8 protein-coding genes are annotated in these 14,011 nt (G+C 65.5%); 5 read left to right on the forward strand and 3 right to left on the reverse strand.

Annotation, left to right across the window (positions count from 1 at the left end):
- Positions 1-45: 45 nt before the first annotated feature.
- Entirely contained in the window at positions 46-3,144 is a 3,099-nt protein-coding gene (locus tag EXR94_06080; protein ID MSR02292.1) for a glycosyl hydrolase, read from the forward strand.
- Here the strand turns inward: EXR94_06080 and EXR94_06085 are convergent.
- Positions 3,137-4,819, reverse strand: coding sequence for an amidohydrolase (locus EXR94_06085; GenBank protein ID MSR02293.1), 1,683 nt, complete (start codon positions 4,817-4,819; stop codon positions 3,137-3,139). The genes EXR94_06080 and EXR94_06085 overlap by 8 nt on opposite strands.
- A complete protein-coding gene (locus tag EXR94_06090; protein MSR02294.1) occupies positions 4,816-6,531 on the reverse strand; it encodes a CocE/NonD family hydrolase in 1,716 nt (571 codons plus the stop codon). The genes EXR94_06085 and EXR94_06090 overlap by 4 nt, the downstream gene beginning before the upstream one ends.
- Between EXR94_06090 and EXR94_06095 the strand changes: the two genes are divergently transcribed.
- The 4 genes from EXR94_06095 to EXR94_06110 are packed head-to-tail and all read left to right on the forward strand — an operon-like array spanning position 6,410 to position 12,834.
- Positions 6,410-7,957, forward strand: a complete 1,548-nt coding sequence (locus EXR94_06095) for an aspartate aminotransferase family protein (GenBank protein MSR02295.1) — start codon at positions 6,410-6,412, stop codon at positions 7,955-7,957. The genes EXR94_06090 and EXR94_06095 overlap by 122 nt on opposite strands.
- A gap of 10 nt (positions 7,958-7,967) precedes the next feature.
- Positions 7,968-9,551, forward strand: a complete 1,584-nt coding sequence (locus EXR94_06100) for an aldehyde dehydrogenase family protein (GenBank protein MSR02296.1) — start codon at positions 7,968-7,970, stop codon at positions 9,549-9,551.
- Complete coding sequence (locus EXR94_06105) at positions 9,548-12,070, forward strand: hypothetical protein (GenBank protein ID MSR02297.1); 2,523 nt, start codon at positions 9,548-9,550, stop codon at positions 12,068-12,070. The genes EXR94_06100 and EXR94_06105 overlap by 4 nt, the downstream gene beginning before the upstream one ends.
- A gap of 17 nt (positions 12,071-12,087) precedes the next feature.
- Positions 12,088-12,834: an rRNA pseudouridine synthase gene (locus tag EXR94_06110; GenBank protein MSR02298.1), complete on the forward strand. Its 747-nt coding sequence runs from the start codon at positions 12,088-12,090 to the stop codon at positions 12,832-12,834.
- Here the strand turns inward: EXR94_06110 and EXR94_06115 are convergent.
- Complete coding sequence (locus EXR94_06115; protein ID MSR02299.1) at positions 12,806-14,005, reverse strand: CoA transferase; 1,200 nt, start codon at positions 14,003-14,005, stop codon at positions 12,806-12,808. The two genes, EXR94_06110 and EXR94_06115, sit on opposite strands and share 29 nt — an antisense overlap.
- Between the last annotated feature and the right edge of the window lie 6 nt (positions 14,006-14,011).

The following is a 14,011-nucleotide window of genomic DNA, read 5'->3' on the forward strand; positions in this document are numbered from 1 at the left end:
ATGTTCCGCGATAGCTTACCCGTCACTTCGAACTCCGAGACCATCATGATGAGAACCCTCTCGCTTGTCGGCGCCGGCCTACTGCTGGCGACGTCGGTGGGCCAGACGCAGACCGTTGATTCCAGCTATTTCCAGGGGAAATCGTGGCGCAACATCGGCCCCAATCGCGGGGGCCGGTCAATCGCCGGATCGGGAAGTCCGAGCCGGCCGAACGAGTACTACTTCGGCGCGGTGGGCGGCGGCCTCTGGAAAACCACGGACGGCGGTCTGTCCTGGCGGCCGGTGACCGACGGCCAGATCAAGAGTTCGTCGGTGGGCGGCGTGGCGGTTTCGGAGTCGAACCCCGACGTCGTCTATATCGGCATGGGCGAGACGGAGTTTCGCGGCAACATCATGCAGGGCGATGGCGTGTACAAGAGCCTGGACGGGGGCAAGACCTGGAAACCCGCGGGGCTCGGCGGCGTCCAAGCGATTGCGAGGGTCCGGGTCGATCCGATGAATCCGGACCTGGTGTACGTGGCCGCGTTCGGGAAGCCGTATGCGCCGAGTAGCGAGCGAGGTGTTTTCCGGTCGAAGGACGGCGGGAAGCATTGGGAGCGGGTTCTGTTCCGGAACGATTCCACCGCGGCGGTCGATCTGACCATCGACCCCCGGAATCCGAATGTGCTGTATGCCTCGCTCTGGCAGGCGTACCGGACCCCGTGGAAGAGTTCGAGCGGCGGGGTGGGTAGCGGCTTGTTCAAATCCACTGACGGCGGCGACACGTGGACTGAACTGACCCGGAATCCGGGCATGCCGAAGGGGCTGATCGGCAAGATCGGCGTGACGGCGTCGGGGGCGGCGCCGAATCGGGTCTGGGCCATCATCGAGAACGATTCGGGCGGGGTTTTCCGGTCGGACGACGCGGGGGCCACCTGGAAGCGGGTCAACCAGGAGCGAAAACTCCGCCAGCGGGCGTTCTACTACTCCCGGATCTACGCCGACCCCAAGCTCAAAGACCGGGTCTACGTGCTCAACGTCGATTTCCATCGATCCGATGACGGCGGGGTCACGTTCAAGAACTATGACGCCCCGCACGGTGATTACCACGATCTCTGGATCGACCCGAACAACAACCAGCGGATCTTGAATTCGAGCGATGGCGGCGGTTCGGTGACCGTCAACGGCGGCGCCACCTGGACCTCGCTGGCGTATCCGACGGCCCAGGCCTATCGGGTGGCCACGACCAAGGATTTTCCCTATCACGTCTGCGGGGCGCAGCAGGACAACAGCACCTTCTGCGTGGCGCCGGCCGGATGGGACCATCTGACCGGCCTGATGGCGCCCGGCGATTTCATGTATGACGTGGGCGGTGGCGAAAGCGGGTACATCGCGCCGGATCCGAGAAACTCGAACGTGTTCTTTGCGGGAAGCCAAGGCGCGTTGTTGACCCGGTACGACCGGAGTAATGGCCAGATCCGGGATGTGCAGGTGTATCCCCGGTTCTTCTCGGGCGAACCGGCCAGCGCCTTGCCGGAACGGTGGCAGTGGACCTATCCGATTGTCTTCTCGCCGATTGATCCGAACGTCATCTACACCTCCTCCCAACACCTTTGGAAGACCGTCAACGACGGTCAATCGTGGGACCGGATCAGCCCCGACCTGACCCGGGCCGATCCGAATACGTTAGGCCTTTCCGGCGGCCCGATTACCCATGACATGAACGGGCCCGAGATCTATGGGACGATTTTCTCCATCGCGCCGTCGTTCCACGACATCAACACGATTTGGACCGGGTCGGACGACGGCTTGGTGCAGATTACCCGTGACGGCGGCACGACTTGGAAGAACATTACGCCGAAGGACCTGCCGGCCTTTGCCCGGATCAGCTTGATCGAAGCGTCGCGTCACCAGCCCGGCACCGCCTACGTGGCGGCCAAACGCTACCAGCTCGACGACCGGGCGCCCTACGTCTTCAAGACCACCGACTACGGAACTACCTGGACCAAAACCGTCGACGGGATCCGCGCCGATGCGTACGTCCACGCGGTGCGCGAAGATCCCAAGCGGCCGGGCCTCCTCTATGCCGGCACCGAGCACGGGATCTACGTGTCGTGGGATGCGGGCACCCGGTGGCAGTCGTTGTCGCTCAACTTGCCGGACGTTCAGATTCCCGATCTCGTGGTCGAGGAGAACGATCTGGTCATTGCCACCCACGGCCGGTCGATGTGGCTGCTCGAAGACATCGGCTTCCTCCGTGAGCTTGGACCAGGCATTGCGAAACAGGCCGTTGCCCTGTTCGGGCCCCGGACCGCGGTTCGGGGGGTGTACCCCGCCTCGGTTCACTACTATCTCGAACGCCCCGCCGACACCGTGCGGCTCGAGGTGCTCGATCAGTCCGGTGCGGTCATCCGAAGTTTTGTTGGGCTCGCCAAAGTGGACAGCACGCAGTTCCGGGCCGATTCGGCGGCGTTGGACCGGATGGGGTGCGACGTCCGGCCCCGGCCCCAGCCGATGCCGCCGGGCAAAGCCGGCCTCAATCGATTTGTCTGGGACGGCCGGTACGAGGGGTCGGCGGAGTTTCTCTGCATGATCATGTGGGGCGCCCGTCCGGAGGCCGGCCCGGTGGCTCCTCCGGGTACCTACCAGATTCGGCTCACCGCGGCAGGGGTTACCAAAACGACCCCGTTCGAGGTCCGGCGGGATCCCCGGCTGATCGGGGTCACCGATGACGATCTCAAAGCCCAGTTCCGATTGGCCTCGAGCATCCGGGATCAGGAAGACAGCGCCATTCGCGCGGTGATCCGGATCCGGGCCATCAAGGATGCCATCGACGACCGGGTTGCCAAGGCGCCGGCCTTGGCAACCGCCGCGGCCGGCCTCAAGCAGAAGTTGACCGCCATCGAGGACGAGCTCTATCAAGGGCGAAGCCGATCCAGTCAGGATTTGCTCAACTTCCCGATCCGGCTCAGCAATCGGATGGCCGCGCTGCGCCGAAGTATCGAGAGCGGCGACGCGAAGCCGACCGATGGTGCGTTGGTGGTGTTCAAGGAACTGGCGACCGATCTGGGACGCCACCTGACGGCCCTCGGCGCGTTGATGGCCGCCGATCTCGAAGGATTCAACCGGCAGCTGGCCGGGCGGAAGCTCGAGCCGGTTACTTGAGCGCCTTGTCGGTGTACACCGTCTTGCCGTCCATGATCGTGAGCAGCACCCGGGCTTTGTGGATGTCGGTGACGGGAATGCGGTAGAGATCCCGGTCCAGGACGATCAGGTCCGCTGCCCGGCCCACCTCGAGCGTGCCGTTGGTCTTGTCATCGAATCCGGCAAAGGCCGCGCCCGTGGTGTAGGACTTGAGCATGGTCGTCAGGTCTACCACTTCCTCGGGAATCCAGGCCGGCCCCGCCGAATCGGTCGGACCCCGGCGGGTAATCGCCACCTGAATCGCCTCGAGCGGGTTGAGCGACGACACGGTCCAGTCGCTGCCGCTGGCCAGAACGGCGCCGCTCTTCGCCACCGAGGCGATCGGGTAGAGCCAACGGGAGCGCTCCGGCCCGAGGATCGGAATGGTCAGGTCGGTGATGTACTTGTCGGCAAAGGCCCAGAGCGGCTGAAAGCTCGCAATGACGCCTAACGCGTTGAACCGGGGAATGTCGGCCGGATCGAAGAGCTGGATGTGGGCGATGATCGGGCGGGCGTCGCGAGGTCCGTTGGCTTGGCGGGTCCGTTCATACGCGTCGAGCCCCATCCGGATGCCGCGGTCGCCGATGGCATGGACGTGGATCTGAATCCCGGCCTTGTCGACGGCCATCATCAACGAATCGAGCTGGCCCTGGCGAAAGTTGGCGACGCCCCGGTTGTCACCGCTATTGAGATACGGCGCCAGGGTCGCCGCCGTCTTGGCTTCGATGACGCCGTCGGCAAAAAACTTGGCGGCATCGGGCCGGTAATATTTGGAACTCTTGAACCGCTGGCGCCAGGCCACCAGGGAGTCGACCTGCGAGACGGGTTTCTCCGGATCAACGTACTGCGCGGCAATGACCCGGCTGGTCAGGTTGCCCTCCAAGTCCAGAGCCGCGTAGGCCTCGAGCGCCTCGGGGCCCGCCGAGGCGTCGTGGACGGTGGTGATGCCCAACTCGTTGGCCAGCCGGAGCCCCCGCACTAGCCCCGCCTTCCGTTCCTCCAGGCTGTACGGTGGAAGAAACTTGGCGACCAGGTCATTGGCGTTCTCGCGGAGCGTGCCCGACGGATTGCCGGCCCCGTCGCGTTCGATCCGGCCGTTGACGGGATCCGGGGTTGCCTTGGTAACGCCGGCCAGTTCGAGGGCCTTGGAGTTGACCCAGGCGGAGTGGCCATCGGCCGCGGTGAGGTACACCGGGTTGTCCGGCGCCACTTGGTCCAGCAGAGCCTTGTTCGGGTTGCCGTTCGGGAAAACCGGTAGAGCCCACCCGCGGCCCCGCACCCAGGCCCCCGGCTTGGCCCCCGCCACACACCGTGCCACCGAGTCCACTACCGCTTTGGCGGTTTCGAGCCCTTCGAAATGGCAATCGGACAACCCGATCCCCGATTGCGGGTGGACGTGAACGTCCCGGAAGCCCGGCATCACCATCCGCCCGCCCAAGTCGAACACTTCCGTCGAGTCGCCGACGAATCCGTCAACCGCCGCGTTGGTGCCGACGAATACGATCTTGTCGCCCCGGATCGCAATGGCCTCGGCCGGGTCGGGGCTGGCCATGGTGTAGACGGCAGTGTTCTTCAGCACCACATCGGCGGGCGGGGTCGGACGGCAACCCTGGAGGATGAACGCGGCGCCGAGGATCGAGAGTCGAGTCGACATCATGGGAGGACCGGAAGGATGATGTGAGAAGGATAGTCCCGCCCGAAATGGAGCGTGACGGTGGCCGGCCGAAACACGGCCGACTCGGTTTCGGAACGGCCGGTGTTGAGGTTCCGGCTGAAGTACGGCATGAAACTGGTGGAGAACACGACTCGGAGCTTGTGGCCCCGCTTGAACTGATTGCCGGTGATGAGGTCGGTCAGCTCGACCTTGACTGGTTGGCCTGGAACCAACGGCGTGGCACCAGGCCGGGTTGACAGGCGGCGGACGTCGAGACCCGGGCTCATCAGATTCCAGGCGGTGCCGTCGGGGCCCACGTCGAAGAGTCGAAGCCACACGTCGGCGTCGGGAGCGTCGGTACTGACATAGAGGGTTGCCGTAATGTTGCCGGCCACCCGAAGATCGGCCTCGAACGGGGCGGTGTCGAAGACCAGGACGTCGGGATGCCCGGCCAGCGTGCGGTAGTCGTGGGCGCCGCTCTTTCCGGCGTACGGGTCCCTGACTGGGGTTGGGTTGCTCGGGACTCGGCGCTCGGCACTCGGCGCTCGGCGTTCCGACAGGGCCCCGGGGGTGAGGTTGAGGCGGAGGGGGGTGGTGCCTGGAATCGGCCAGGTGTTGCTGGTGATCCAAGTGTTCTCGCCCATGATGAAGAGGCGGAACCTCGGGGTCTGGTCGGCGCCGTTGGCGATGCCGCGGAGATAGCGGTCCATGAATCGGAGGATTTCATCGTCGTAGTCGATGCCGGCCGTGGCGCCAAATACCCGTTCGCCGGACTTGGCTTGGGCGGTGCGATTGGTCATGCCGGCCACGCCGTGGACCCAGGGGCCCAGGATCAGTTGGGTTCGAGGGTCGGGTGCGCCGGCCCGAGCGGCAAGGAGGCCCCGATGATTGGTGAGGGCGCCTTCGGGACCGTAATTGTCATCATGCCACCCGCTGATGTTGAGCACCGCGGCCGTGACCGTACCGTACTTGGTGGTCAGGTCGGTCCAGTCCCACCACGGATCGTTCGGGGGATGGGCCAGCCATTCCAGGTACCACGGCGCCACCTGGGCCAACTCAGGCACGTTGGTCAGCGGGAGCCGGTTGACGAGCGAGTCGCCGAGGAGCTTCCAGGTCGAGTCGGCCTCCCGGGAGGTGCGGGGGCCGGGCAGGTTGTTCCGGCGCCGCACGTCGGGGGCGATGTTGAACCAGATCCAGGACGGCCACGACAGGTCGGGGAGCCCGCCGGCGTACCAGAAATTCCGGGCGCTCGAGTACGTCATGGCCGGGACCATGGCCTTCAAGTGGGGCGGGTGCTCGATGGCGGCCAGCCACTGGACCGCGCCCGGATAGGACAGGCCGAACGTCCCGACGTTGCCGTCCGACCACGGCTCTGTCCCGGCCCATTCGATGGTGTCGTACCCGTCGTGGCGTTCCTGGCGGTAAGGGTCGAACTCGCCGTCCGAGCGGTACCGGCCCCGGACGTCCTGGGCCACCACCGCGTAGCCCCGCTCAACAGCCCGCCGAAAGATCGAATACGTAGTGACGGCGGACGCGGCCCCATAGGGCGTTCGGTAGACCAGGACCGGGAAGCGTCCGACCCGGGCCGGCTTGATGATCGTGGCCCGGAGGATCACGCCGTCCCGCATCGGGATGGCAACAGCGGAGTCGACCACTTGTCCAAAAAGTGATCGGGCCATCAAAGTAACGGCGGTCAATAATCCGACAATTCGCATTGGGATCTTTGCCTCGATGCGAGCCGAAGGCCGGCCGGGTTCGGTTGTACGAACGGGGATTTCGGGGTTAAGCTATGGCCATCCTATGGCATACCGCTACCCCGACACCTCCGTGATCTACCGGAAGCTCGACCGTCCCTTCCTGAAAGTGGTTCGGGGCGAGGGCTCTCGGCTGTTTGACGAGTCCGGCAAGGACTATCTCGACGGGTCGGGTGGCGCCTATGTGGCCAATCTGGGTCACGGGGTGGCCGAAATCGTCGACCAAGTGGCCGAGCAGATTCGGAAGGTTGCCTACGTCAACGGGATGGCGTTTACCAACGACGCCGTCGAAGACTTGGCCGCGGAGCTCAAGACTCTCTCGGTCGGCGATCTCGACAAATTCTATTTCCTGACCAGCGGTTCCGATGCGGTGGAGGCGGCCCTCAAGCTGGCCCGGCAGTATTGGGTGGAGACCGGGAAGCCCGGTAAGCACAAGATCATTGCTCTCTCGCCGGGGTATCACGGGAACACCATGCTGGCGTTGTCGGCGTCGGCCCGCCAGCACTACAAGGTCATGTTCAAGGAGTGGCTGATCCCGGTGGTGCCGGTGCCGGCGCCCTACGCCTATCGGTGCGATTGTGCCGGGGCTCCCGACTGTTCGCGCTGCACCGGACAGCTCGTGGAGGCGGCCATCCTGGCCGAGGGTCCCGAGACGGTGGCGGCGTTCATCGGCGAGACGGTCGGTGGATCGTCCACCGGCGCCTCGGTGCCGCGTCCCGAGTACTGGCGGGCCATTCGGGAGGCGTGCTCGAAGCATGGCGTGCTCTGGATTGCCGACGAAGTGTTGTGCGGGGCGGGGCGGACCGGCACCTGGACGGCGGTCGAGCAGTACGGCGTGGTGCCGGATCTGATGACGATGGGCAAAGGCATCAGCGGCGGGTACGCGGCCCTGTCTGCGGTGGTGGCCTCGGAGCGGATTCTCGATCCGATTGCCAGGAGTTCCGGGTCGGTCATTCATGCCCAGACCTTCACCCATACGCCGATGATGTGCGCGGCCGGCCTGGCCGCGGTCCGCTACATCAAGAAACACGACTTGATCGCCCGAAGTCGCACCATGGGCAGCCGGTTGCACCAACTGCTCGAGCCAATTCGCCGACATCCACTCGTCGGTGATGTCCGGGGCCGGGGGTTGTTGGCCGGAATCGAATTCGTGGCCGATCGGGGCACCAAGGCACCGTACCCCCGGAAGGCCAAGATCGCCGAGCGAGTGACCGATGCGGCGCTCGACGCCGGGCTGATCGTCTGGCCCAACGTGGGGCAGGCCGACGGCACGGCCGGCGATCTGGTCTGCCTGGCGCCGCCGTTCGTGGTGACGGACGCCGAGATGGATGAAATGATCGCCCGGTTCGGCCGGGCGCTCGACGTTGTGTCTCAGTCCTTGAGTTAGGGAGCGCGGGATGACGACGGCCATCGGCAAGATCACCTACACGACCACCAACGTCGACATGGAGGCGTTCCACCGCGAATTCGACCGAGCGCTCGGGACGATCCGGAGCCAGTTCGGCGGGTTCTATCCCTTGGTCATCGGCGGCGACCGGATCGAGGTTCGGCAGAACGCCATCGTCGATACCAGCCCGATCGATACCCGGACCGTGCTGGCGACGTTTTCCGCGGGAACGGCTGAGCACGTCGACCAAGCGGTGGCCAGCGCTAAACGGGCCCAGGTGGCGTGGGGCCGGATGCCCTGGCGCGACCGCCTGGTCATCATGCGCCGGGCCGCGGCGTTGATCCGGGAGCGCCGGTTTGCCTTGGCGGCCTTGATGAGCATCGAGGTCGGCAAGAACCGGATGGAATCGATCGGCGACGCCGAGGAAGGGGCGGATCTGATCGACTATTACGCCGATCAGATGGAGCAGGCCAACGGATTCGTCCGGCCGATGCACAATCTGACGCCGATCGAGCACAACACCGACGTCCAGCGGCCGTATGGCGTGTTTGCCTGTATCGCGCCGTTCAATTTTCCGCTGGCCCTGTCCGCCGGGATGTCGGGCGCGGCGCTGATGGCCGGCAATGCGGTGATCTTCAAGCCCGCCGAGGACACCTGCTGGACCGGCTATCAGTTGTACGAGATCTATCGCGATGCCGGCGTTCCCTCGGGGGTGATCAACTTCCTCACCGGCCACCGGGAAGACATCGGGGACGGGCTCTGGCAGCACCCGGGTGTGGACGGCGTGGTGTTCACCGGGTCGAAGCAAGTCGGGATGCGGATCTTCCACGGCCTGTCGAAGGACTTCGTCAAGCCGTGCTTGATGGAGCTCGGCGGCAAGAACGCCACCATCGTCATGCCTTCGGCCGATCTCGACGCGGCCGCCGAAGGGGCGATGAAGTCGGCCTTTGGACTCCAAGGGCAGAAGTGCAGCGCCACCTCCCGGGTGTATGTCCACCGCGAGGTGGCCGCGGCGTTCCTGGAACGACTGGTGGCCCGGACGGAGCAAATCGTCATCGGCGATCCGACTGAGCGGCAGAACTGGTATGGCCCGGTCATCAACCCCCGGGGTTTGGAGCGGTACCTGGCCGTCGTCGCCGAGGCGCGGGCCACCGGTACCGTCTTGCTGGGCGGCAAACGGTTGACCGGCCCCGGGTTCGACCATGGGTACTACGTGGCCCCGACCATCGCCACGCTGCCGCTCGAGAGCCGGCTCTTCTTCGACGAGTTTTTCCTGCCGTTCTTGGCGGTCGGCGAGGTCGACTCGCTTGAGCAGGCGGTGGCGGAGGCCAACGCGGCCGAGTATGGCCTGACGGCGGGGTTCTTCTCGAAAGAACCGGCGGAGGTCGAGCGGTTCCTCGACACGATCGAGGCCGGTGTCTGCTACATCAACAAACGATCGGGTGCCACCACCGGGGCGTGGCCGGGGTCGCAGCCCTTTACCGGCTGGAAGGGGAGCGGGTCGTCCGGCAAAGGCGGCTGCGGGCCCTACTATCTCCAGCAGTTCATGCGGGAACAAAGTCGGACCATCATCGTCGAGCCGGCATCGGCGTGACGACCCGCGCCCTGCTGATCGGGATCGTGGCGGGTGCAGCGGTGACGCCGCTCGCGGCCCAGCGTGAGACGGTCCTCAAACAAATCGCGGTTCCCCACAGCTATTACTTCCGCGAGATGTATCTCCCCCAGGTCACCACCGGCCCCGGGTGGGCGGCCTGGATGCCGGATGGCCGGTCGGTGGTCTACTCGATGGCCGGGACGCTCTGGCGGCAGACGTTAGGCAGCGAGACCGCCACCCAGCTGACGGATGGACCGGGCTATGACTACCAGCCCGACGTCTCGCCCGACGGCCGCCGGGTGGTCTATTCGTCGTATCGGAACGATCAAGTGGAACTCCGGGTCCTCGACCTGACCACGGGGGCGGAGTCGCCGTTGGTCAGCAATCAGGCCGTCAACGTCGAACCCCGATGGTCGCCGGACGGATCGAAGGTGGTCTTCGTGTCGACCGCATTCGAAGGCCGCTGGCACGTCTTTACGCTGGAGGACGGCGCCGGGCGGGTGCCGGTCCGGATCACGACCGATCACGACAGCGGACTCCCGCGGTACTACTACGGCCCGTTCGATCACTTCATCAGCCCGACTTGGTCGCCGGACGGGCGCGAACTCATTTTGGTTTCGAACGCGGGCCGGATCTGGGGTAGCGGCGGATTCTGGCGGATGGATGCCCGGCCCGGTGCCGTGCCCCGGCCGATCTGGTTCGAAGAAACCACCTGGAAGGGCCGGCCCGATTGGTCCCGTGACGGGAAGCGGGTCGTCTACAGTTCCTATCTCGGCCGCCAGTGGAATCAGCTCTGGCTGATGACCGGCGAAGGCGGCGATCCATTTCAGTTGACGTACGGAAGCTTCGACGTCACCAATCCGCGCTGGTCGCCTGATGGGACCAAGATCGCGTTCATCAGCAACCGCACGGGAAATACGGCGCTCCAGGTGATCTCGGTGCCGGGCGGCGACATTACGACCGTGGCGGCCCGGATTCGGCGCTATCGGACCAATGCCGTGCCGCTCACGATTTCGGTCGTGGACAGAACCGGCCGGCCGATAGCGGCCCGGGTTTCGGTCACCGGTCCGGACGGCCGGGGCCATTTTCCCGAGGATGCCTGGGCCCACGCCGACGACGGCTTCGACCGGGCCGATCGCCGGTTCGAGTTCACCTATTTCCATAGTGCCGGTTCCAGCCGACTCGATCTGCCTGCGGGCCGGTACATCGTGGAGACGACCAAGGGGCTCGAGTACGCTCGCGAGGTGGACACCGTCACGGTCACCGGCCGGCCCGCCGCTCATCGAGTCCGGCTCCGGCGGCTGATCGATTTCCCGGCTCAGGGATGGTACAGCGGCGATCTCCACGCCCACATGAATTACGGCGGCCACTACCGGAACACGCCGGCGCGACTCCGATTCCAGGCCGAGGCCGAGGATCTGCACGTGGTAGAGAATCTGGTGGTGAACAAGGAGGCCCGGGTTCCGGACATCGAGTACTTCGGGGCCGCGCTTGATCCGGTGTCGACGGCCACCACCCTGATCAAGCACGATCAGGAATACCACACCAGCTATTGGGGCCACTCCAGTCTGCTCGGCTTGACCCGGCATTTCGTGATGCCGGCCTATGCCGGCTATACCAATACCGCGGCCGCCAGCCTGTTTCCGCATAACACCAAGGTGTTCGAGGTGGCCCGATCCCAGGGCGGTATCACCGGCTACGTCCATCCGTTCGAATCGGTCCCCGACTTTTCCAAGGGTGAGATCACCACGATCGGATTTCCGGTCGATGCGGCGTTAGGTAAAATCGACTACCTCGAAATCGTCGGCTTCAGCGATCACTTGGCAACCGCCGAGATCTGGTACCGGCTGCTCAATACCGGGATCAAGCTTCCGGCGGGGGCCGGGACCGATGCGATGGCCAACTACGCGTCCCTCCGCGGCCCCGTCGGCATGGGGCGGGTGTTCGTCCAAAGCGGAACCCTCGACTACCGGCGCTGGCTTGCGGCCTTGAAGGCTGGCCGGACCATGGTCAGCAACGGCCCGCTGCTCACCTTTACGCTGGGCGGACAGGCAATCGGGAGCACGTTTAAGCTGCCCGCGGGCCGCCACCGGCTCGTGGCCAGGTTGGCGCTCCGGTCGATCGTCGAGGTCGACTCCCTCCAGGTGATTCAAAACGGGCGGGTGGTGCACTCGGTCGATCTCGGTGCCTCCCGCACCTCCGCCGACGCCACCGTGAGCCTGACCGTGGAGCAGAGCAGTTGGTTCTCGGTCCGGGCGTTCTCGCGCCGGGCCCGCCATCCCACGCTCGACATCTATCCGTTCGGAACCACCAGCCCGATCTACGTCGAAGTGGGCGGGACCCCGATCTGGTCGGCGGCCGACGCCGGATACTTCCTCCAGTGGCTCGATCAGTTGGTTCCGCAAGTCGAGCGTCACCCCGGCTGGAATTCCGCAGCCGAACGAGATGAGGTCCTGGCCGACATCGCGCGGGCCCGGGCGGTCTTCAGTTCCCCTCCGGGCGGCGCCCGACGACCGTGACGGTAGGCACGGTCAGCATCGCTCGCGGGCTGTCCAAGCTCGGGGTGTGCTCGCGTGCCGAGGGCGAACGATTGGTGGAGGCCGGGCGCGTCACCGTGGGCGGCCGGGTCGTTCGGGAGATCGGGCACCGGGTCCGGCCCGAAACCGACGTGATTGCCATCGATGGGGTGCGGGTCGGCCGGGTTGACCGGGTCTATCTGGCGCTCAACAAGCCTCGGGGATTGGTCACCACTCGCGACGACCCGGGAGGCCGCCCCACCATCTACCAGTGCCTGACCGACAACTCACTGCCGTTCGTCGGTCCGGTCGGCCGGCTCGATAAAGCCAGCGAGGGCCTCTTGCTGTTGACCAACGACACCCGGTGGTCGGCCCGGCTCCTCGATCCGGTCTCCCATGTCGACAAGACTTACCACGTGCAAGTGCGCGGCCTGATCGATGAGACCGTGGTTGCGGCCGTGGCGGCGGGTGTCGTCGAGCGGGCCTCCGGCGAACGGCTCAGCGTGAAACAGGTCACGCTGCTTCGGGTTGGTTCGCGAAGCAGCGCTTGGCTCGAGATCGTTCTCGATGAAGGAAAGAACCGCCACATCCGGCGCCTGGTGACCGAGCTCGGGTTGGAAGTGCTTCGGTTGGTCCGGGTGGCGATCGGCCCCTTGGCGTTAGGCGCTTTGGCCAAGGGGGCCTGGCGGATGCTGACGACCGATGAAGTGCGGAGTCTCGCCGAGGCGGGTAGCGGCGTCAGCCCGCCACGACCCCCTGTTCGATAAGCCGGTCGATGTCGGCGCTGGACCGGCCGAGGAGTTCATGAAGGATGTCGCGGGTGTGTTGCCGGTGGAGTGGGGCGGGGGAACCCACCCGTCCGCTGGTTTCGCTGAACTTGATCGGCGCGCCGGTCACTTTGGTTGGGCCGGCGACCGGATGGTCGACCGTGGGAAACATGTCCCGCTCGGCCGGCTGGGGATCAGCCGCCACCTCCGCCAAGGTGTTGACCAACGTGCATGGTACGCCGTGGCGGTCGAGGATCTCGAGCCACTCGGCGGCCGGCCGGCGCCGAAAAATCTCGGTGATCAGAGACTCCAGGACCGACCGGTTCTCGATCCGGAGCGCGTTGGTGCGAAACCGGGGATCGTCCGTGAGATCGGGGCGTCCGAGCGCCGGACCGAATGCCTGCCAGAGTTTCTCGCTCGCGACCGCGATGCCGATGGAGCGGTCCTGAGTCGGAAAGCAGGCGTAGGGAACAATGGTGCCGAAGGCGGTGCCCCTGGGGATTGGCGAGACTCCTGACCCGAACAGATTCGCGAATGACGACGCCATCGCGGAGATCATCCCGTCGAGCATCGCGACGTCCACCTGTTGTCCCCGCCCGGTCTGGTCCCGGGTTCGAAGCGCCATCAGAACCCCGATCAACGCGAACATCCCAGCCGTCACGTCAGCCACCGAATGCCCGCAGCGTACCAAATCGCCGGCTTCGGTTCCGGTCATGCTGATCAGCCCCGAGGCGGCTTGGAGGATCAGGTCCATGGCCGGTCCGTCCCGCCGGGGCCCGGTCTGGCCGTAACCCGAGATCGAACAGTAGATCAGCCGCGGATTGATGATCCGGGCCGTATCGTAGCCGAGCCCGAAGCGGTCCATCGTGCCGGGCCGGAAGTTCTCGATCAGGATGTCGGCCTTAGCGATCAACTCGCGGCAGAGCTCGACGCCCCGGGGATCTTTGAGGTCGATCGCAATGGCCTCTTTCCCGGTGTTGATGCCCAGAAAAAACGACGCGTCGGCGCCGCTGAACGGAGGGCCCCAGGTCCGTCCCATGTCGGTGGTGTCGGTGCCTTCGACCTTGATGACCCGGGCGCCGTAGGTGGCCATCAGCATGGTGCAATACGGGCCGGCCAGAGCGTGACTCAGGTCGAGGACGAGCAGCCCGTCGAGGGGAAGCGGTGGCATGATCAC

It is taken from the genome of Gemmatimonadota bacterium (assembly GCA_009692115.1).
Lineage (GTDB): Bacteria > Gemmatimonadota > Gemmatimonadetes > Gemmatimonadales > GWC2-71-9 > SHZU01.

Excerpts from the sequence above, each read along its gene's own strand:
- EXR94_06080 (MSR02292.1), top strand. The coding sequence starts at position 46 with ATGATGAGAACCCTCTCGCTTGTCGGCGCCGGCCTACTGCTGGCGACG.
- EXR94_06085 (MSR02293.1), bottom strand. The coding sequence starts at position 4,819 with ATGATGTCGACTCGACTCTCGATCCTCGGCGCCGCGTTCATCCTCCAG.
- EXR94_06095 (MSR02295.1), top strand. The coding sequence starts at position 6,410 with ATGATCGTGGCCCGGAGGATCACGCCGTCCCGCATCGGGATGGCAACA.
- EXR94_06090 (MSR02294.1), bottom strand. The coding sequence starts at position 6,531 with ATGCGAATTGTCGGATTATTGACCGCCGTTACTTTGATGGCCCGATCA.
- EXR94_06100 (MSR02296.1), top strand. The coding sequence starts at position 7,968 with ATGACGACGGCCATCGGCAAGATCACCTACACGACCACCAACGTCGAC.
- EXR94_06115 (MSR02299.1), bottom strand. The coding sequence starts at position 14,005 with ATGCCACCGCTTCCCCTCGACGGGCTGCTCGTCCTCGACCTGAGTCAC.